Source organism: Pseudomonas sp. zfem005 (assembly GCF_032621735.1).
Taxonomy (GTDB): domain Bacteria; phylum Pseudomonadota; class Gammaproteobacteria; order Pseudomonadales; family Pseudomonadaceae; genus Metapseudomonas; species Metapseudomonas solani.
The window spans coordinates 212,002-230,123 of sequence record NZ_JAVYJE010000004.1 but is presented as its reverse complement, the minus strand read 5'-3'; the positions used below and the strand labels follow the sequence as shown (position 1 = coordinate 230,123).

Here is an 18,122-nt window from a genome sequence, read left to right as displayed (position 1 = left end):
GTTGAGGAGGGCAGGCCATGCGCAAGCAGGCAAGCGATACGGGCTGGGATGCCCGCTACGAAACACGAATGGTGATCCTGCTGTCGCTGAGCTTCGGCCTGGTGGGGCTGGATCGCTTCATCATCCTGCCGTTGTTCCCGCTGATCATGCGCGACCTGCAGCTGGACTATCAGGACCTCGGCAACATCTCCGCGGCCCTGGCCCTCACCTGGGGCGTCTCTGCCCTGGGCATGGGCTGCCTGGTCGAACGCCTCGGCGCCAAGCGCGTGCTGGTGGTCTCGGTGCTGGCGTTCTCCCTGCTTTCGGGCTTCTCCGCCCTGGCCGGGGGCGTGCTCGGGCTCATCCTCCTGCGCGGCCTCATGGGCTTCTCGGAGGGCGCCTTCACCCCCACCAGCATCAGCGTCACCACCCAGGTCTCGCACCCCCGGCGCACCGGCTTCAACATCGGCGTGCAGCAGGCGGTGTTCCCCATCCTCGGGCTCGGCCTCGGGCCGCTGATCGCCGCCGGCCTGCTGGCCTGGCTCGGCTCCTGGCGCTGGGTGTTCATCAGCGTGTCCATCCCCGGGTTCATCCTCGCCTGGTGGCTGCAGCGCACCTACCGCCCCGTCCCCGCCCCCCTCCAGGCCGGGCAGGAGCGGCCCTGGCGCCTGTGGCTCGCAGCCCTCGGCAGCGGCAACGTGCGGCGCAACATCGGCATCATGTTCTGCATCCTCACCTGCCAGTTCGTGCTCTGCGCGCTGCTGCCCAGCTACCTCACCGACTACCTCGGGCTGTCGCTGGAGGCGATGGCGCTGGTGATCTCGGCGATCGGCTTCGGCGGCTTCGTCGGCCAACTGATCATCCCCGGCCTGTCCGACCGCTTCGGGCGCAAGCCGGTGGTGCTGCTCTCGTTCTGCGCCAGCGCCGCGCTGGTCGCCACGCTGATCGTCACCCCCGCCGAGCCCTGGCTGCTGTTCCTGGTGCTGTTCTTCATCACCTTCTTCAACTTCAGCCTCATCTGCCTCACCGTCGGCCCGCTCACGGGCGAGTCGGTGGCACCGCACCTGCTCACGGCGGCCACCGGCATCGTCATCGGCTTCGGTGAAATCCTCGGCGGCGGCCTCGCGCCGATCCTCGCCGGCTACCTCGCCACCCACCACGGGCTGCCATCGATCCTCTACCTGGCCCTGGCCGGCAGCCTCGCCGGCCTGTGCCTGGCGCTCGGGCTCAAGGAAGGCCGCGCACAGGCACCCCGCGAAGCCACACCGCCGGCCAACGCCGCACTGCTTATTAGGGAGTAATTGAAATGGGCGACTACCTGAAAGTCCTCGACATCGAACACAGCGGCGGGCCGCGCATCGGCCTGCTGGGCGACGACCCCGCGCACACGGTGCGGGTGCACGGCGAAAGCAGCGGCCTCTACCAGACCCTGCAGGACTGCGCGCGCCGCCACCAGGACCACCTGGCGCACCTGCGCCACCTGCCGGGCCCGACGCACACGCTGCCCGCCCTGCGTCAGGAAACCCGCCTGCGTCCGCCCGCCATGCCCGACAACCCGCTGCTCACCCACGTCAGCGGCCTGCCGCTGGGCGCGCGGGACGACGCCGGCTGGTTCTACAAGGGCAACGGCCGCGTCCTGCGCATCGACCGCGACGACCTGGAAGTGCCGTACCACGTCCAGGCCATCGCGGCGGACGCCTGCCTGGTCTCCATCTACCTGGTGGGCTCGCGGGGCCAGTTGCTCCACGTCGGCGTCACCCTCGGCCACGACCTGCACGACCCGCTGCAGGGCCAATCCGCCCGCGCCCACCTGCTCGAATGCGCCGTGGCCTCGGAACTGCTGCTGGGCGAACTGGACGAACCGCTGCACCTGCGCCAACGCATCGAACGCAACGGCACCTGCTTCAGCGAAACCCACCTGCGCCTCGACCCGCAGGCCTGGCGCGCCTCGCGGGAAGCCGGCGAAGCCCTGCTGGAACAACACCCGCAATTCCTCCAGCCGGGCATGGTCCACTACCTCTTCAGCCGCCTCGACAGCGAAATCGTCGCCACCCACCTGCAACACGGCGACTGCCTGGAACTGAGCTGCCCCATGCTCGACATGCGCCTCGACAACCGCATCGTCGAAGAAGAACTGCGCCACCTGCTGCCGCTCTCATCGCGCCGCCGCGCGGGGCAGGGCAGAGCGGCCTGAGGCGGGGTGCATCCCACAAAAAACGCCGCATTCCCATGCGGCGTTTCTTATTCGAGCTCAAGTGGAAGAACCGGCAGGGTGAACGCGTGCCGTAGGGTGTGCCGTGCGCACCTCCGCTCGGTGCTTCCGGCGAGCTCTAGGTGCGCGCAGCACACCCTACGACCGGAGTGAATCACGACAGTCCTGTAGGGGGGGCGGGCGGCGTTCCGCTTCAGCCCACCGTTCCTGCCCGGCACACGCAACAAAGAAAACGCCGCACTTTCATGCGGCGTTTTCATCAGGCCTGGCGAATCGAGCCGGCGAGCACCTGTTCGAGCCCCTGGCGGTAGGTCGTCACCTCGAATTCGGGGAAGCGCTGCTTGAACTTCGAGGAGTCGAAGAGATTGTCGTGCTCGTAGCGCGGCAGCAGCTCCCTCAGCTCGCGCACCTGGCGGGACACCAGGCCGGCGGCCAGCAAGGTCCACTTGCCGAGCACCTTATAGGAGGGCTCGCGGCCAACCCGCTCGGACGCCAGGGCCACGAACTGCCGGTAGGTCAGCCGGTCGTCATCGCAGGGCAGGTGCCAGGTCTGCCCGAAAGCATCCGGCGCATTGCCCAGGGCCGCCAGCGCGCGGCTCGCGTCCGGGGTCCAGATCAGGGTGCGCCGGGTGTCATCCCGCACCGGTACGCGGGGCGTCTGGCCCGCCTTGAGTTTGTCGATGACCAGGGTGTTGGTGATGCTTTGCGTCTTGTCCGGGCCATAGAACTCAGGGGCCCGGCCGATAAGCACCGGGATTTCTCCCCGCGCCATCTCCTCCAGCACCATCGACGCCATCTTCGCGCGCACCCGGCCTTTGCGCCCGACCGGCTCGAACGGCGTCGCCTCGGTCAGTGGGCGGGCGTCCTGTGGGTACATATAGGTGTTGTCGAAATAGACGAACCGAGCCTTGGCCGCACGGGTAGCCTCCAGAGCGTTCTTCAACATCACCGGGAACTGCGTCTCCCAGAGCTGCGTATCCGGCGGCAGGCCCGCCGTGAAATACACGGTGTCGCTCCCCTCGACCGCCCTGGCCGCCTGCCCGGCATCGAGCAGGTCCGCCGGCAGCAGCGTATCGGCGTCATTGACCTTGCGCGGGCTGCGGCTCACCAGCCGAAGGTCCGTCGTATAGGCGCGGTTCAGCTCCCGCGCCAACTCCACCGCGATCTGGCCGGTGGCACCCAGGATGGTTTGCATGGGGTCTCCTCAAGTCCGTAGCGCGCCCGAAGACGAAGGGCACGGGGCGCTGGGTCGAACCCTAAGGTTCAAGTCCGGTTCAAGGTCAAGCCGCGCCAAACCGCCATTCACGGCCGTATTGGCGGGGATAAACATGCTGAATGGTAGTTGGCCGGCCAGCGGGCGCCGCCGGGGCCGGAAACGCCGCACCTCCATGCGGCGTACTCGCTGCTGCCCTAGAAGAACCGCTTCCAGCTAGGTCCATCACTCAGCGCCGGGTCATCGTGCGCCGCCATAAAGCGCGGCAGGTCCCTCCGCGCGATCCACAGCTCCCCCTGCCAACGCAGGGCCGCCACGCGCTGATTGGCCCAGGTCATCAGGATGCGCCGTGGGCTGGCATCGGCCTCGCGGTGGTAATCGTGCAGCGCAGGGATCACCTCATCGCTTATCCACTGGCTCAACGCGCAATGCTCCGGATGCCCGAAGCGATACAGCGCCCGGTAAAGCCCGGCCTCGCTGATCAACTCCAGCTCTTCGCAGTGGCCACTGGCAAAACGCAGCGTCGCGAAACGGTGCTGGTGGGGATACAGGCGCTTGGTCAGTCGATAGGGGCGAGCAGCGGCGATCATCAGAGCGAAATCGATGGCGACGAACCAGGGGCGGTTGTCGATCATCACCGCGCGCAGTTGATGGCAGTGGCGTTGAAAGGTGATGGGGGTGGATGCGTCATGCATGGTGCAGCTCCAACGTAAGGTCAGGTAGCTGTCGCCATTCGCTGTCAATCGAAGGGTGACAGGGCACGCGGGGTTGACAGACCGGTACGTTGGAACCGGCAGGCCACGAGGACCTCCCCGCGCGACCTGCCATAAAGCAGAGCAGTTATAAAAACTGCATGCGTGCTGATGCCTGCAAAAAACATTCGCCGTTTTTCGCATGCACCCTGCGGCGCAATCGCGCCAACGTATGCGGGCTGTCAAACCCGACCACGGGATTGACCGTGGCGGTGGGAGGATAGGGAGGGGGAGGATTTAGAGCAAGAGGAGGACGAGGAGTCCTGTGGACGACGCTTTGGAGGTTCGCTCCAGACCTCACCATTGGCAGTTAAGGCAACAGCTGCTATTGCAGCCCCTTTTTGTCAGGTGGTGGTTGTGCGCCGCGCATGATCAATGCCGAGCCGAATGCCGGACGACTTGCGTCCAAGGGTAGAAAAAACGCATCGTTGGCAGCGGTGGCGAAGCAGGGGGCATACGTGCTCCTCAACGGTGCGCCGAGCGCAACAGGGGCGTAGGCGCCCCACTGAAAACACCGCCTTTCGGCCTCGATAAGACAGGGACGTAATGATCACCATCGCTCGTTATTCATTAGCCATCGAAGCGCACGTCGCCCGCGCCAAACTGGAATCCGAAGGCATTCCCGCGTTTGTCGCCGATGAGCACACCATCACCGCGGACTGGCTCTACTCCAACGCCATGGGCGGCGTGCGACTGCAGGTGCCAGAAGCCTGCGTTGAACAGGCCCGCACCATACTGGCGACTGACTTCAGCGAAGATTTGGTCGCCGAGCAAAAGCATGAAGCACCGAGTGCGAACACAAGAAAGCCTCTCAAATGGCGGTATGTCATCCTGATAGCCATCGCGGTTGGCGCAATAGGAAGATGGATAGTGGGCATCGGGCCAGCGCCGTATCAGTCAGCGTCGCTGGCCGAGCAGGCGAGGGCAGAAGTCGAGAAAATCAACGCGAAGACGCCAATACAGCTCGATGAAATCACCGTGCTGACTAAGGCCACGTTCACTGACGACTACGTGATTGCACTCGATATGACACTCCTTGATTTCGAGTCCTACGAGAAGGAAATCGATTTCAGCGCAATGCGTGCTTCCGTGGTTGAACAACAATGCGCTGATCAGAAAGGTGAGAACTCACCGTTGAGCAGGGGGTTAACGCTTCGATATGTTTATTCCGCAGAAAATGGTCGGTTGCTCAATAGGTTTGAAATGGATAGGCAGGACTGCCGCTAGAAATTGACATGGAGTGGGCCTTCGTGATCAGCGAAGCGCCGCTTCTTCCATCGCAGTTGACTCGAAAGGCTTGTGCCCTGGAACGGCAAGGTTCTTGTCACCCGATACGCGTTTCGATAACCACGCCCATCCAGATAAAGCCCTTTTAATCTAATGTCCTCGCATCCTCCAGAACCCTCATCAGGCCCCCATCGTGTTCAAGAAAATCAAAGGCATCCTCGGCATCCAGCCCCAACCCGCTGGTGAAAACAGCTACGGCGAGCATCTCCGTGGCGGGGCGGGCGAAACCTGGCCTGAGGCCCTGAACCGTTTCGAGTCGTTCTGCCTGAGCCTGCATGCGTTCTACGACGAGGAGGGGGAAACCTATGAGCTGTACTTCGACGAGTACTTCCAGGACGGCACGTTGTTCGAGTGGTCGGGCGCTGTATCCGACGAGGACCTGCTGAGCGCCGAGACGCAGCATGCGTTCGCGATGCCGGAGGAGCTGAAGGCGCTGTTCAGGAAGCGCTTCGCCATCTACGACGTCATTGCGGATCGCGGCCGCTGGGGCGACCGCCGCATCCTCGAGATCTACGGGCGTTCGACCTCGACCTCCTACCCGTGCCTGCACGCGTTCTGCCCGGCGATTGCGTGGAACTTCGGCGAGTACTTCGCCAGGGAAGAGTTGACGGAAGAACAGATCGCGCACCTGAGCGCCAACTACTTCTGCTTCGGGCGCTGGTCAGACGATGACCACTACTGCACCTATCTCCTGGTGGACCGCCACGGCAACTACGGGCGGTTCCGCTTCCACACCGAAGACTATCCCGGCACCGTGCAGCGGCTCGAACCGCTGCTGAAGGGGCAGCCCCTCGATATGACGCTGGATGCGCTGATGGTGTGGGCGATCAACAACTCGATGGAGTACCTGCTCGAACGCAACGATCTGCCTAGTCCGTATGGGAAAGAGGCTTGAGACAGCAAACGGAGCAGGCGATACGGCAAGGATTCACGTCGCAGAGCGCTCATTGATCGAGTCGCTCCATGAAGCAGGCACTAGGCGGGAGCCTGCTTCAGCTTCCTACCCAAATCGACACTGAAATTTCTTCTGTCCCCAGTTGATCCATACGCCCGCTGCATCAAGAATGGCGCAGCCGACGGCACAAGCTTCGTGCCCACGAAGCCCGCAAGACACGGCGAACCTGAAAGGAGTCAGGTGATATGGAAGTCGATCCGAATGCTTCGTTGAAAGAAGCCATCGCCCAGTTCTATACCCGCCATGGCTTCCCAGTCGACGGTGGCGTCAGTGCCAAGCGCTGGTCACCCGTGGGCTGCCGCGACCTCAAGATTTATCTGCCGAATTTCGAGTGGCGCCGGCGGGCACTGCCACTCCATGACATCCACCACGTCCTCACCGGCTATCCATTCCGGCCAACCGGCGAGTTCGAGATGGCTGCCTGGGAATTCGCCGCAGGCCGTTACCCCAACCCACTCAGCACACTGTTCTGCCTGCCATTGGTGAGCATGGGGGCCTGTGTCGTACCCAGGCGCAGCTTCTCGGCCTTCGTGCGCGGCAAGCACAGCCGGACGCTGTACCAGGGGTACGCCTATCCGGAATTGCTCGAGAGGCGGGTGGCGGACGTCCGCGCCGAGATACTGCCTTCCGCTCCCGTAGCCGCGACGCCCCGGCATTACCTCGAATACCTGGCCCTGGTTGCCTGCTCGGCAAGCGTGATCGCGTTGCCGCTGCTGGGTATCGCCTTTGTCCTATCGGAGTTCTTCTGATGTCCACTCACGCAGGTGCTGCCTCCGGCGCGTTCAAGGTCAACTCCCTGGTGCTGGACAATGGGGCCAGCCCGCTGACGGGCACCATCGTCTGGGACACATGGCGGTCGCTCTGGAACAGCTTCATCTTCACCAGCGCCCTTGTGCTGGCGCCGCTCTATTTCAGCTGGGGTGCTTTGCTGGTCTTCCTCACGCTCAGTGCGGCGACCCTGTGTGCGGGGCATTCGGTGGGGTTTCATCGGCGGCTGATTCACCGCAGCTTCAAGTGCACGAAGGCCACGGAACGCTTCCTCGTGTGGATGGGCACTATCGTTGGCATCGGCGGCCCGTTCTGGACCATCCGCACCCATGACACCCGTGATTGGTCCCAGCGGCAGCCGGCCTGCCACGACTACCTCGCCCACCGCCAGGGCCTGCTCAAGGACGCCTGGTACAACCTGCACTGCAAGTTCGTGCTCGATCATCCGCCGGGCTTCAACCCGGGCCCGGAGATCGCCAACGATCGCTTCTACCAGTTCCTGGAAAAGACCTGGATGCTCCAGCAACTCCCCATCGGCATCGCCCTTTACTTCATCGGTGGCATGCCGTGGCTGGTGTGGGGCGTGTCGGTCCGGGTGGCGGCCTGCACCACCATGCACTGGTTCATCTCCTACTTCGCCCACACTCGGGGCCCCCAGACTTGGGAGGTGGATGGCGCCGGCGTGCAGGCCCATGACGTGCCCATTGCCGCCATCCCCACCTTTGGCGAGAGCTGGCACAACAACCACCATGCCTTCCCGGCGTCAGCGCGACATGGGCTTTACCCCGGCCAGATCGACCTGGGCTGGCACTTCATCCAACTGCTCCAGCGCCTTGGTCTTGCCTGGGATGTGAATGTGCCGAGCAACTTGCCGCCTCGGGAGGGGATCACGGCGTTGAAGGTGGGGGCAGAAGAGGTTATGCGCCGCGACGACTAAGATGTAATCGCGTGAATACGTGCCATGCGGTATCAGGTAGAGGAAGATCATGTGTCGCACTTGTCAGATTGTGGGGCGTAAGTCGCTGTTCTTATTGTTGGTCATCTCTATATATTCAATCTTTCAAGGTGCTAAATATGAACATGGAGTGTCATGCATCAAAAGCAATAAGGGGCATCTCGTCGTTTGTAGCGCCTGATGGCCCTATGCACCTGAGGTTGCAAAGAACTGCTGTAGTTCTTTGGCTTATCAGCTTGATGCTGCCGGCAACCAAAACATCCAATGGAGAAATTGTGACTGGTATTGAAATATTTTATTCGTCTCTTTTCTTTGGGGTGATAGGGATACTTGCATATCCCATGCACTCTCTCAGCGCGTTCTCAAACTTCATATTTTTCAGGGAGATAGGGCATACGTTCTCCGATCAATCAAAGTACCGTGAAATGACGGGGGTAATTCTGGTCGCTGCGGCTCTGTTTGTGAATATTTACGTAACCGGCCATAGCATGTTTGCACTGCATAAAATTGGTGCCGGAACGCTTCATTACCCCGCCCACTATGTATGGCTCACTTCGTTTTTGGTTTTATTCATTGCACGTATACAGAAAAGCCGCTTTGACAGGGCGAATTCGTAGACAACAGCCAACTTCTTAGGGCGTAGATGGGGCGCAGCCGGGCCTTGGAGCATGCAGTCGCCGCTCACTCTGGATGTAGGGTGTGCCGTGCGCACCTGGGACTCGCCGGCAGCACAGAGCGGCGGTGCGCACGGCACACCCTACGGCACGAGCTCATCCTCTCGCCACAGGCAGAGCCGATGACTCATGACCACGCCCTAGGGACGTGGTTTCCCAAGTTCAAATGAGAGTCTCTGAATCGAAGTCTTCAGTGAGCAGGTGAGTCCATATTCCAAGTGTCCTTTCCGTTTGCTGTAGCTCGTAAGCTGCTTCGATCGTGAAGGGCTTGTATCGCGCGGTAATCGCGCGCATGGCACTCACAAGTGCCCACTCCGGAGACTTGCATCTCAAACCACAAAGAACCCACTCGTCCCATCCCGCCCCAACTGCTCCACCAACCCAAACTCCCAATCCAGATACGCCTGCATGGCCTCGCGCGGGTTATCGGTGCCTTCGTACGGGCGGCGGTAGCGGTCGATGCGCGGTGACAGCAGGCCGTTTTCGCCGGCTTCCACCGGCAGGCCGGCGTCGGCCCAGGCGGTGTTGCCGCCGTCGAGCAGGAAGGCGGGTTTACCGGTGAGGGCGGCCACTTCGTCCACGGCGAAGCGGGCCAGCAGGCCGCTGCCGCAGGTGAGTACGTAGCGTTCGGCCTGGGGTGCAGTGGCGAGGGCTTCGCGCAGTTGGGCGCGCAGCACCCAGCGGGCGCCGGGGATGTGGCGTTTGACGTGGTTGGCGCTGGTGGTGAAGTCGAGCACTGCCGTGTCGCCTTGCTCCAGCCAGCTGGCCAGGGTTTGCGGGGCGATGGCTTCGACCTGGGGCAGGGCGGGCAGGGTGGGGCGCCAGGCGCCGCTCTCGCTGAAGTCCGCTGCCGTGAGTCCATCGAGCACATGCACCTCCCAACCCAGTTGTGCCAGCCAGGAGCCGGTCATGTTGGCGCGGGTGCCGTCGTCGTCGGCGAGGACGATGCGGGCGCCGCGCACGCTGGCGTAGTGGTCGGTCTCCTGCACCAGCTGGCCGCCGGCGACCCAGCGGGCGCCGGGCAGGTGGCCGGCGCGGTATTCCTCTTCGGTGCGCACGTCGAACAGGTAGGTGGTGCGGCCAGCCTCGGTGCGCCATTCGCTTAGCTGCGCGAGACTGGCGCGGCGCACGCCGGCCTTGTCAGCCACGGCGCGGGCGTTCTGCGCGGCCTGCTCGCGGGTCTGCTGGCCGACCTCGGCGAAGCGCCGTTGCTGGCCGTGCTCCAGCGTCTGCCCAGCCAGGGTCCAGCCGATGGTGCCGTTGCGCAGGGCGGCCACCGGGTTGGGGATGCCGGCGTTCACCAGGGATTGGGTGCCGATGATGCTGCGGGTGCGCCCGGCGCAGTTGACGATCACCCGGGTGCTCGGGTCCGGCGCCAGTTCGCGCACGCGCAGCACCAGTTCGGCGCCGGGCACGCTGATGGAGCCGGGGATGTTCATGGTCTGGTACTCGTCGAAGCGCCGGGCATCGAGCACCACCACGTCGGCCTTGGCATCCAACAGTGCCTTTACCTCTTCGGCGGCGAGGGAGGGCGTGTGGCGCTGGCTTTCCACCAGTTCGCCGAAGGCTTTGCTGGGCACGTTGACGTCGCGGAACAGCTCGCCGCCGGCCTCGCGCCAGCCGGCGAGGCCGCCTTCCAGCAGGGCCACGTCGCTGTAGCCCAGTTGCAGCAGGCGCTCGGCGGCGCGCTGGGCCAGGCCTTCACCGTCGTCGTAGAGGGTCACGGCGGTGTCGCGGCGGGGTACGCGGTCGAGCACTTCCAGCTCCAGCTTGGAGAGCGGGATATTGGCCGCGAACAGCGGGTGCGCCTCGGCGAAGGGGGCCTCCTCGCGCAGGTCGATGAGGGCGACTTCCTCGTGGGCGAGGAGGGCGGAGCGGATGTCGGCAAAACGGCGAAGGGGGATACGGCTCATGGCGCCAGGCTCTCTTTCGACAGGTCCCAGATATTGGGCAGGTGGAGGTTGGAATAACCGGAGATGAAGGGCTTCTCGACGCCGCCCTCGGCATAGACGGCGCGGCGCACCGCACCGATGTTGGCGCCGTACACGTGGATGCTGATGGAGGTGCGGTTCTCGAAGGCGTTGCGCACCTGGTGGATATCGCCCACCCGGGGCGACACGGCGACCACATCGCCAGGCTGCAGGGATTCGGCCGCGCCCTGGGGCCGCAGGCTGCCATCGGCGTTGCGGGCGAAGCCCTGGCTGAGTTCGGCGCCGCGCAGCATGCCGATCAGCCCCCAGGTGCGGTGGTCGTGCACCGGGGTCGATTGGCCGGGCCCCCAGACGAAGCTGACGATGGAGAAGGCCTGGCGCGAGTCGGCGTGCAGCAGGTACTGCTGGTAGCGCTCCGGGCTGGGCTGGGCGTAGGCGTCCGGCAGCCAGTCGTCGGTGCTCACCAGGTCACGCAGCAGCGCGGCGCCCTGGTCGAGTATCCGTGGCTCGTCCGGTGCCTGGGCGAGGAGGTCGGCGAGGTCGACGATGAAGCCGCGTAGCCGTCCGAGGTTGGGCGTTTGAGACATGGTTCCCTCGATGTCCGTGAGTGCGCAGCGGTAACCGCTACCGTACCGGGGCAAAAGATATTATTCTTCTTGCGTATTCTTCCAGCTATTTATTATGCGAATAAAGAATGAAGATAGATGATATCGATGCATTCGTGGCCGTCATCCGCAGCCAGTCGATCAGCCAGGCGGCGGAGTCCCTGCAGCTCACCCAGCCGGCCATCACCCGGCGCGTGCAGAACTTCGAGGAGGCCCTCGGCGTCAGCCTGCTGGACCGCAACACCAAGCCGCTGAAGCCCACGCCCATGGGCATGCGCGTGTACGAGCAGTGCCGCTCGGTGCTGCGCGAGATGGACGCCCTGCGCGAACTGGTGCTGAGCGATTCCTCCCCCAGCGGCGTGCTGCGCCTGGGCGTGCCGCAGACGGTGGGCGACGTGGTGCTGCTGGACGCCCTCAGCCAGCTCAAGACCCTCTACCCGGACCTGCAGACCCAGGTCTCCACCGGCTGGGGCAGCCACCTGCTGGGCAAGATGGAGAACGGCGAGCTGGACGCCGTGGCGGCGCTGTTCCCGGCGGGCAAGGTGTTCCCCGAAGGCATCGTCGGGCGCTCCCTGGCGCGCATGGACCTGGTGGTGGTCGCGGCCAAGGGCGAGGTGCGCAAGCGCTCCTGCAAGCTCGCCGATTGCTACCAGCGCGGCTGGGTGCTGAACCCCGATGGCTGCGGCTTCCGCGCCGGCCTGCAACGCGCCCTGAGCGACGAGGGGCTGTCGCTGCGCATCAACCTGGAGACCTTCGGCACCGAGCTGCAGCTGGGGCTGATCGCCAATGGCCTGGGCTTCGGCCTGGTGCCGCGCCCGCTGCTGGAGAACAGCCGCCACCGCGAGCGCCTGGAGGTGGTGCCGGTGAGCGACTTCAAGCCGGTGATCGACCTGTGGCTGATCCACCCGCGCTTCCTCGGCAACCTGCAGGCGCCGGTGGCGCTGTTCGGCGAGACCGTGGCCCAGCGCGTGGCGCACCAGGCGGAGGAGGGGGCTGCGGCAGGCTCATAACCAAAGCATCTTGCATGTAACTGTATTGGTTAGATGCGCGATTTGTATATTAGATTAGAACCAGATCGAATTTCACTGCGGTTTTTTAGATGGATAGCATGTGGGTCAAGCCAGGCTGCAGCGGGCTCGATCCAATCTCCCGCCTGCGGCCCCCGACCATTGGAAAGGCCCCGAGCGAGGAGAAGGAATGTCCCGGCGAAGCAACGCCCTGGTGCCCCCGGGCACCGCACTGACGGCCCTGCTGGCGCCCCTGCGCTGGAAGGGCTGGAGCAACCTCGGCCTGCGCCTGGTCAGCCCGCTGGTGCTGCTCCTGCTCTGGGAGCTGGCCTCCCGCACGGGCCTGCTGCCGGCGCGCATCATCGCCGCGCCCAGCGCCATCGGCGACACCCTCTGGCAGATGATCGCCAGCGGCGAGCTGGCCGGGCACCTCTGGGTGTCCCTCAAGCGCGCCCTCAGCGGGCTGGCCATAGGCGTCTCCCTCGGCACGGTGCTGGCCCTGCTGGCCGGCCTGTCGCGCCGGGGCGAGCTGATCATCGATTCCCCCGTGCAGATGCTGCGCACGCTGCCGTTCCTGGCCATCGTGCCGCTGTTCATCCTCTGGTTCGGCGTGGGTGAGACGCCGAAGATCGCCCTGATCGCCCTCGGCACCACCTTCCCGGTCTACCTCACGCTGTTCTCCGGCATCCGCGGTGTCGACCCCAAGCTGGTGGAAGCGGGGCGCCTGTTCGGCCTCAGCCGCCTGGAGTTGGTGGTCCACGTCATCCTGCCCGGCGCCTTGCCATCCTTCTTCGTCGGCCTGCGCTACGCCTTCGGCATCAGTTGGCTGGGCCTGGTGGTGGTGGAGCAGATCAACGCCAGCGCCGGCCTCGGCTACCTGGTCAACGACGCCCGCGACTTCATGCGCACCGACGTGATCGTCATCTGCCTCATCGTCTACAGCGTGCTGGGCCTGTCCATCGACGCCCTGGTGCGCCTGCTCGAACGCCTGGCCCTGGCCTGGCGCCCCACCTTCATAAGGAACTGACCATGGATGTTGCGCTGCAACGCCTGCGCCCACCGGTGCGCGTGCGCGGGCTGACCCGTCGCTTCGCCGGCCAGGCCGTGCTCGACGGCCTCGACCTGGAGCTGGGTGCCGGCGAATTCGTCGCCCTGCTGGGGCGCAGCGGCTCGGGCAAGACCACCCTGCTGCGCGCCCTGGCCGGGCTGGATGCGGTGGACGGCGGCACGCTGGAGGTGCCCGAGGCCCATGCGGCGGTGTTCCAGGAGCCCCGGCTGATGCCCTGGAAGCGCGCCTGGCGCAACGTCGCCCTCGGCCTGCGCGGCGCCAACCCGCAGACCCGCGCCCTGGCCGCCTTGCAGGAAGTGGGGCTGGGCCACCGCCTCGACGCCTGGCCCGGCACCCTGTCCGGCGGAGAGGCGCAGCGCGTGGCGCTGGCCCGCGCCCTGGTGCGCGAGCCGGGGTTGCTGCTGCTGGACGAGCCCTTCGCCGCGCTGGATGCCCTGACCCGCATCCGCATGCACCAGCTGATCATCGAGCTGTGGCGCACCCACCAGCCCTCGGTGCTGCTGGTCACCCACGACGTCGACGAGGCGGTGCTGCTGGCCGATCGCGTCGTCGTGCTGGAGGCCGGGCGCATCGCCGAGCAGATCCCCGTGCGCCTGCCGCGTCCACGGGAGGTGGCCAGCCGCGGCTTCCAGGAGCTGCGCCAGCACCTGCTCACCCTGCTCGGCGTCGAAGCGCCGGCCAGCCCCTTCGTCCACACCCTCGCACGGACCGCCCAACGATGAGCCTCGACCTGAAAACCGCCAAGGAGACGGCCCGCGTGCCCGACCTCGATTCCCCGGCCTTCGCCGACCTGCTGGCCCAGCTCAGCGACGAGTTCGCCGCCAGCGCCGCCCATTACGACCGCCACGGCGAATTCCCCCACGCCAACCTGCGCCGCCTGCACGAGCACGGCCTCATCGCCCTCACCGTGCCGCGTCGCCTGGGCGGCAGCGAGGCCAGCCTGGCCCAGGCGCGCCGGGTGATCGCCGCCGTGGCCCGGGGCGAGCCGTCCACCGCCCTGGTGCTGGTGATGCAATACCTGCAGCACGCGCGCCTGCAGGCCAACCAGGCCTGGCCCGAGCACCTGCGCCTGCGCCTGGCCCACGAGGCGGTGGAAGAGGGCGCGCTGATCAACGCCCTGCGTGTGGAGCCGGACCTGGGCACCCCCGCCCGTGGCGGCCTGCCGGGCACCATCGCCCGGCGCGTACCCGAGGGCTGGCGCATCAGCGGGCGCAAGATCTACTCCACCGGCATCCCCGGGCTCACCTGGCTGTCGGTCTGGGCGCGCAGCGACGAGGCCGAGCCCCGCGTCGGCACCTGGCTGGTGCACCGCGACACGCCGGGCATCCGCATCGAGGAAACCTGGGACCACCTGGGCATGCGCGCCACCTGCAGCCACGACGTGGTCTTCGACGACGTCCTGGTGCCCGACGAATACGCCGTGGATATCCTCCCCGCCAGCCAGCCGCGCCCCTCGGAACTGGACTCCAGCGGCGTGCTCTGGCTCGCCGTGCTGCTCTCCAGCATCTACGACGGCGTCGCCCGCGCCGCCCGGGACTGGCTGGTGGGCTGGCTGGCCGAGCGCACGCCGGCCAACCTCGGCGCGCCGCTCTCCAGCCTGCCGCGCTTCCAGGAACTGGTGGGGCGCATCGACGCGCTGCTGCTGTCCAACCGCGTGCTGCTCGATGCCGCCGCCGAAGGGCGCATCCCCGCCAGCGAGGCGACCCAGGTCAAGTACCTGGTCACCACCCAGGCCATCGCCGCCGTGGAGCTGGGCGTGGAAGCCATCGGCAACCCGGCCCTGGCCCGGGGCAACCCGCTGGAACGGCACTACCGCGACGTGCTCTGCAGCCGCATCCACACCCCGCAGAACGACGCCGTGCTCGGCGCCGCCGGTCGCGCCGCCTTCGCCTTGCCCAGCCGGGGCGGGCAGGCATGAGCCGGGCGCGCATCGCCAGCCAACTGGACGGCACCTTCAACGACCTGCTGCGCGCGCGCCTGCAGGGCGTGGAGGTGCTGGACCTGCCTCGTGGGGTGCCCAGCACGCTGCCGGCGGACATACAGGTGCTGCTCGCCGCGCCCCACGCCGATTGGCGCAACGCCGCCGAGCCGCCCCCCGGCTGGCCCTTCGGCCTGGGCTTCGTGCAGCTGGTGAGCTCGGGGCTGGACTTCTTCCCGCCCTGGCTGTTCGACGGCCCGCCGGTGGCCAGCGCCCGGGGCGCCACCGCCAGCAGCATCGCCGAGTTCGCCCTGGCGGCCATCTTCGCCGCCGCCAAGCAGCTGCCCGAGCTGTGGATCGACAGCGCCGACGCCTGGCGGCAACGCCCACTGGCGTCCTTGGCCGGCAGCACCCTCGGCCTCTACGGCTTCGGCAGCATCGCCCGGGATCTGGCGCGCAAGGCCCTGGCGCTGGACATGCAGGTGCTCGCCCTGCGCCGTTCACCCCAACCCTTCGGCCTGGACGGCGTACAGCGCGCCGCCGACATCCATGAACTCTTCGCCCGCGCCGATCACCTGGTGCTGGCCGCGCCCGCCACCGCCGAGACGCACCAGGTGGTAAACCGCCAGACCCTGGCCTCGGCGCGCCCCGGCATGCACCTGATCAACGTCGCGCGCGGCGCCCTGGTGGACCAGGCTGCGCTGCTGCAAGCCCTGGACGACGGGCGCCTGGCCCTCGCCAGCCTCGATGTCACCGACCCCGAGCCGCTGCCGGCCGGGCACCCGTTCTACAGCCATCCCCGTGTACGGCTGAGCCCCCACACCTCGGCCAACACGCCGCAGGTGTACCGCAACCTCGCAGCGCTCTTGGCGCGCAACCTCGAACGTTTCCACAGCGGGCAACCGCTGGAGAACCTGGTGCAGGCCACGCGTGGCTACTGAGCCCGCCGGCCCTTCAAGGAGAAACCGCATGACCGCCAGGCTGACCGGCCTCACCGGCACCCCGCAACCCACGGCCTACTCGCTGCCCCGCGACGGCCACACCGTATTCCGCTGGCAGGAGCCGCCGCAGCAGCCCACGGTCGAGGCCGAGCGCCTGCTGCGCAAGCAGCGCCTGGCCGGCTCCTTCCGCCTGTTCGCCCGCCACGGCTTCGACATGGGCGGCGCCGGGCACATCACCGTGCGCGACCCGGAGTTTCCCGACCACTTCTGGGTCAACCCGGTGGGCGTTTACTTCGGCCATATCCGCGTCTCCGACCTGCTGCTGGTCAACCCCCACGGCGAGATCGTCGAAGGGCAGGGGGCGCTCAACCTCGCCGCTTTCGCCATCCACGCCGCGCTGCACGAGGCCCGGCCGGACGTGGTCGCCGCCGCCCATGCCCATTCGCTGTATGGCAAGGCCTGGTCCAGCCTCGGGCGTCTGCTCGACCCGCTGACCCAGGACGCCTGCGCCTTCCACGGCAAGCACGCGCTGTTCGACAACTTCACCGGCGTGGTGCTGGAAGCCAGCGAGGGCGCGCGCATCGCCGCCACCCTGGGGCCAAGCAACGTCGCGCTGATCCTGCAGAACCACGGCCTGCTCACCGTCGGCCGCACGGTGGAGGCGGCGGTGTGGCGCTTCATCGCCCTGGACAACGCCGCCCACGCCCAGCTGCTGGCCGAGGCCGCCGGCACGCCGCGCCCCATTCCGCTGGAGGTGGCGCAGCACACCGCGCGCCAGGTGGGCACCGAATTCGGCGGCTGGTTCAGCTTCCAGCCGTACTGGGACCGCCTGTTGCGCGACGAGCCCGACTTCCTCGACTGATTGCAAGGAGCACCCATGAATCGCCGTCACTTCCTCCAGTATTCCGCCCTGGCCGGGCTCGCCTGCACGCTGCCCACGGCCTTCGCCCGGGACTGGAACGGCCTGGGCCTCAACGTGGCCACCTACAAGGGCGCGGCGCCCACCTTCTTCGACGAGGCAGGCATCGAGCGCCCGCCCTATGCGGTGAAGTACGCCGAGTTCAACGGCGGCAACCTCGGCTTCGAAGCGCTGATCAGCGGCACCCTGGACCTGGCGCCCATGAGCGAGATCCCACCCATCTTCGGCATCAAGAACCAGGCGCCGGTGAAGCTCATCGCCGTGCTCACCGGCGACGTCAACAACCAGGCCTTCGTGGTGCCCAAGGGCTCGACCATGCAGTCCCTGGCGGAGCTGCCGGGCAAGCGCGTGGGCTACATCCGCTCCACCTCGTCGCACTACATGCTGCTGCGCGCGCTGAAGGAGCAGGGCCTGACCCTGGCCGATATCCAGCCCTTCGCCCTCACGCCCCAGGACGGTTTCGCCGCCTTCCAGAACGGCAACCTGGATGTCTGGGTGACCTTCGGCTACTTCATCCAGCTCGCCGAGCTGCGCAGCGGTGCGCGGGTGCTGCGCACGGGACAGGGCTACCTCTCCGGCAACTACGTGATCGCCGCCAACCAGCGCGCCATCGCCGACCCGGACAAGCGCGCCGCCATCGAGGATTACGTCCAGCGCGAATACCGCAGCTGGCAGTGGGTGCAGCACAACCCGGAGGCCTGGGCGGCCAAGAGCGAGAAGATCCTCGGCATCCCCCGCGAAGTCTTCCTCGCCCAGTACAAGGCGCAAAGCGGGCCGCGCGTGCTGCAGGCGGTGGACGATGCGGCCGTGCGCTCGCAGCAGGAGGTGGCCGACACCTTCTTCGAAGCTGGCGTGCTGCCGCAGCGGCTGGACGTGGCGCCGTTGTGGGACCGGAGCTTCAGCTGGGGTTGAGCCGCTGCAACACGCCGGGTTTCAC

18 protein-coding genes are annotated in these 18,122 nt (G+C 66.4%); 14 read left to right on the top strand and 4 right to left on the bottom strand.

What is annotated here, in order from left to right; genetic code table 11:
• Nucleotides 1-17: 17 nt before the first annotated feature.
• Nucleotides 18-1,280, top strand: coding sequence for an MFS transporter (locus tag RTW82_RS10640; RefSeq protein ID WP_316925061.1), 1,263 nt, complete (start codon nucleotides 18-20; stop codon nucleotides 1,278-1,280).
• A 5-nt stretch (nucleotides 1,281-1,285) separates the two neighbouring features.
• A complete protein-coding gene (locus RTW82_RS10635; protein ID WP_305834148.1) occupies nucleotides 1,286-2,173 on the top strand; it encodes a fumarylacetoacetate hydrolase in 888 nt (295 codons plus the stop codon).
• A gap of 277 nt (nucleotides 2,174-2,450) precedes the next feature.
• Here RTW82_RS10635 and RTW82_RS10630 read toward each other — a convergent pair whose 3' ends face one another.
• Nucleotides 2,451-3,386 (bottom strand): NAD-dependent epimerase/dehydratase family protein, encoded by a 936-nt coding sequence (locus RTW82_RS10630; protein ID WP_316925060.1) that lies wholly within the window; start codon nucleotides 3,384-3,386, stop codon nucleotides 2,451-2,453.
• A 215-nt stretch (nucleotides 3,387-3,601) separates the two neighbouring features.
• Entirely contained in the window at nucleotides 3,602-4,099 is a 498-nt protein-coding gene (locus RTW82_RS10625) for a Bro-N domain-containing protein (RefSeq protein ID WP_316925059.1), read from the bottom strand.
• 603 nt (nucleotides 4,100-4,702) lie between these two features.
• Here RTW82_RS10625 and RTW82_RS10620 point away from each other — a divergent pair.
• The 5 genes from RTW82_RS10620 (at nucleotide 4,703) to RTW82_RS10600 (ending at nucleotide 8,738) form a co-directional block, all read left to right on the top strand.
• Complete coding sequence (locus tag RTW82_RS10620) at nucleotides 4,703-5,383, top strand: DUF2007 domain-containing protein (RefSeq protein ID WP_316925058.1); 681 nt, start codon at nucleotides 4,703-4,705, stop codon at nucleotides 5,381-5,383.
• Nucleotides 5,384-5,576: 193 nt separating this feature from the next.
• On the top strand, nucleotides 5,577-6,338 hold the full coding sequence (locus RTW82_RS10615) for a hypothetical protein (protein WP_316925057.1): 762 nt from the start codon (nucleotides 5,577-5,579) through the stop codon (nucleotides 6,336-6,338).
• 245 nt (nucleotides 6,339-6,583) lie between these two features.
• Nucleotides 6,584-7,147: a hypothetical protein gene (locus tag RTW82_RS10610; protein WP_316925056.1), complete on the top strand. Its 564-nt coding sequence runs from the start codon at nucleotides 6,584-6,586 to the stop codon at nucleotides 7,145-7,147.
• A complete protein-coding gene (locus RTW82_RS10605; protein ID WP_316925055.1) occupies nucleotides 7,147-8,103 on the top strand; it encodes an acyl-CoA desaturase in 957 nt (318 codons plus the stop codon). Before RTW82_RS10610 ends, RTW82_RS10605 begins: the two co-directional genes overlap by 1 nt.
• Nucleotides 8,104-8,240: 137 nt before the next feature.
• Nucleotides 8,241-8,738 (top strand): hypothetical protein, encoded by a 498-nt coding sequence (locus tag RTW82_RS10600; protein ID WP_316925054.1) that lies wholly within the window; start codon nucleotides 8,241-8,243, stop codon nucleotides 8,736-8,738.
• A 386-nt stretch (nucleotides 8,739-9,124) separates the two neighbouring features.
• Here RTW82_RS10600 and RTW82_RS10595 read toward each other — a convergent pair whose 3' ends face one another.
• On the bottom strand, nucleotides 9,125-10,708 hold the full coding sequence (locus tag RTW82_RS10595; protein ID WP_316925053.1) for a rhodanese-related sulfurtransferase: 1,584 nt from the start codon (nucleotides 10,706-10,708) through the stop codon (nucleotides 9,125-9,127).
• Complete coding sequence (locus RTW82_RS10590; RefSeq protein WP_173175415.1) at nucleotides 10,705-11,313, bottom strand: cysteine dioxygenase; 609 nt, start codon at nucleotides 11,311-11,313, stop codon at nucleotides 10,705-10,707. The genes RTW82_RS10595 and RTW82_RS10590 overlap by 4 nt, the downstream gene beginning before the upstream one ends.
• A gap of 107 nt (nucleotides 11,314-11,420) precedes the next feature.
• Between RTW82_RS10590 and RTW82_RS10585 the strand changes: the two genes are divergently transcribed.
• From RTW82_RS10585 to RTW82_RS10555, 7 genes are all read left to right on the top strand, one after another.
• Complete coding sequence (locus RTW82_RS10585; RefSeq protein ID WP_021221877.1) at nucleotides 11,421-12,341, top strand: LysR family transcriptional regulator; 921 nt, start codon at nucleotides 11,421-11,423, stop codon at nucleotides 12,339-12,341.
• A 187-nt stretch (nucleotides 12,342-12,528) separates the two neighbouring features.
• Entirely contained in the window at nucleotides 12,529-13,365 is an 837-nt protein-coding gene (locus tag RTW82_RS10580) for an ABC transporter permease (protein ID WP_083422403.1), read from the top strand.
• Nucleotides 13,366-13,367: 2 nt separating this feature from the next.
• Complete coding sequence (locus RTW82_RS10575) at nucleotides 13,368-14,129, top strand: ABC transporter ATP-binding protein (RefSeq protein ID WP_410478787.1); 762 nt, start codon at nucleotides 13,368-13,370, stop codon at nucleotides 14,127-14,129.
• A complete protein-coding gene (locus RTW82_RS10570; RefSeq protein WP_316925052.1) occupies nucleotides 14,126-15,325 on the top strand; it encodes an acyl-CoA dehydrogenase family protein in 1,200 nt (399 codons plus the stop codon). Before RTW82_RS10575 ends, RTW82_RS10570 begins: the two co-directional genes overlap by 4 nt.
• Nucleotides 15,322-16,266, top strand: coding sequence for a D-isomer specific 2-hydroxyacid dehydrogenase family protein (locus tag RTW82_RS10565; RefSeq protein ID WP_316925051.1), 945 nt, complete (start codon nucleotides 15,322-15,324; stop codon nucleotides 16,264-16,266). Before RTW82_RS10570 ends, RTW82_RS10565 begins: the two co-directional genes overlap by 4 nt.
• A gap of 28 nt (nucleotides 16,267-16,294) precedes the next feature.
• Nucleotides 16,295-17,128, top strand: coding sequence for a class II aldolase/adducin family protein (locus tag RTW82_RS10560; RefSeq protein ID WP_316925050.1), 834 nt, complete (start codon nucleotides 16,295-16,297; stop codon nucleotides 17,126-17,128).
• Nucleotides 17,129-17,143: 15 nt separating this feature from the next.
• Nucleotides 17,144-18,097 (top strand): ABC transporter substrate-binding protein, encoded by a 954-nt coding sequence (locus RTW82_RS10555; protein ID WP_316925049.1) that lies wholly within the window; start codon nucleotides 17,144-17,146, stop codon nucleotides 18,095-18,097.
• Nucleotides 18,098-18,122 lie beyond the last annotated feature (25 nt).

What these genes read in the sequence shown, in the direction of transcription:
- RTW82_RS10640 (WP_316925061.1), top strand. Translation starts at nt 18, where the DNA reads ATGCGCAAGCAGGCAAGCGATACGGGCTGGGATGCCCGCTACGAAACA.
- RTW82_RS10635 (WP_305834148.1), top strand. Translation starts at nt 1,286, where the DNA reads ATGGGCGACTACCTGAAAGTCCTCGACATCGAACACAGCGGCGGGCCG.
- RTW82_RS10630 (WP_316925060.1), bottom strand. Translation starts at nt 3,386, where the DNA reads ATGCAAACCATCCTGGGTGCCACCGGCCAGATCGCGGTGGAGTTGGCG.
- RTW82_RS10625 (WP_316925059.1), bottom strand. Translation starts at nt 4,099, where the DNA reads ATGCATGACGCATCCACCCCCATCACCTTTCAACGCCACTGCCATCAA.
- RTW82_RS10620 (WP_316925058.1), top strand. Translation starts at nt 4,703, where the DNA reads ATGATCACCATCGCTCGTTATTCATTAGCCATCGAAGCGCACGTCGCC.
- RTW82_RS10610 (WP_316925056.1), top strand. Translation starts at nt 6,584, where the DNA reads ATGGAAGTCGATCCGAATGCTTCGTTGAAAGAAGCCATCGCCCAGTTC.
- RTW82_RS10605 (WP_316925055.1), top strand. Translation starts at nt 7,147, where the DNA reads ATGTCCACTCACGCAGGTGCTGCCTCCGGCGCGTTCAAGGTCAACTCC.
- RTW82_RS10600 (WP_316925054.1), top strand. Translation starts at nt 8,241, where the DNA reads ATGAACATGGAGTGTCATGCATCAAAAGCAATAAGGGGCATCTCGTCG.
- RTW82_RS10595 (WP_316925053.1), bottom strand. Translation starts at nt 10,708, where the DNA reads ATGAGCCGTATCCCCCTTCGCCGTTTTGCCGACATCCGCTCCGCCCTC.
- RTW82_RS10590 (WP_173175415.1), bottom strand. Translation starts at nt 11,313, where the DNA reads ATGTCTCAAACGCCCAACCTCGGACGGCTACGCGGCTTCATCGTCGAC.
- RTW82_RS10585 (WP_021221877.1), top strand. Translation starts at nt 11,421, where the DNA reads ATGAAGATAGATGATATCGATGCATTCGTGGCCGTCATCCGCAGCCAG.
- RTW82_RS10580 (WP_083422403.1), top strand. Translation starts at nt 12,529, where the DNA reads ATGTCCCGGCGAAGCAACGCCCTGGTGCCCCCGGGCACCGCACTGACG.
- RTW82_RS10575 (WP_410478787.1), top strand. Translation starts at nt 13,368, where the DNA reads ATGGATGTTGCGCTGCAACGCCTGCGCCCACCGGTGCGCGTGCGCGGG.
- RTW82_RS10570 (WP_316925052.1), top strand. Translation starts at nt 14,126, where the DNA reads ATGAGCCTCGACCTGAAAACCGCCAAGGAGACGGCCCGCGTGCCCGAC.
- RTW82_RS10565 (WP_316925051.1), top strand. Translation starts at nt 15,322, where the DNA reads ATGAGCCGGGCGCGCATCGCCAGCCAACTGGACGGCACCTTCAACGAC.
- RTW82_RS10560 (WP_316925050.1), top strand. Translation starts at nt 16,295, where the DNA reads ATGACCGCCAGGCTGACCGGCCTCACCGGCACCCCGCAACCCACGGCC.
- RTW82_RS10555 (WP_316925049.1), top strand. Translation starts at nt 17,144, where the DNA reads ATGAATCGCCGTCACTTCCTCCAGTATTCCGCCCTGGCCGGGCTCGCC.